Raw genomic sequence first — 217 nt, 5'->3', positions numbered from 1 at the left:
GTGCATCCGTCGAATCTTCGGGAGACTTGACGATGACAAGCCCAGATTCGCTAGAATCTTCCGGTTCGATTCCTGGACAAACTATGAATGGAAGTAGTTTAGGAGGACAAGAGGTAAAAGGTCAAACTATGAATGGAAATAGTTTGGGAGAACAAGAGGTAAAAGGTCAATCTTTTGAAGGGAGCCAAGTCTTGCAAAGACAAGGGTCTTCGCAAGA

General features: G+C 44.2%; 1 protein-coding gene. It reads left to right on the top strand.

The features are described from left to right. Positions 1-32: 32 nt before the first annotated feature. Positions 33-217 (top strand): hypothetical protein (locus MR079_RS29005; protein ID WP_242295124.1); only part of this gene is annotated, 185 nt, incomplete at its 3' end.

This window comes from Bacillus cereus group sp. BfR-BA-01381 (assembly GCF_022663555.1).
GTDB classification, from domain to species: domain Bacteria; phylum Bacillota; class Bacilli; order Bacillales; family Bacillaceae_G; genus Bacillus_A; species Bacillus_A pacificus.
The sequence above is the reverse complement of the archived record's forward strand: the minus strand, read 5'-3'. Positions and strand labels throughout refer to the sequence as shown.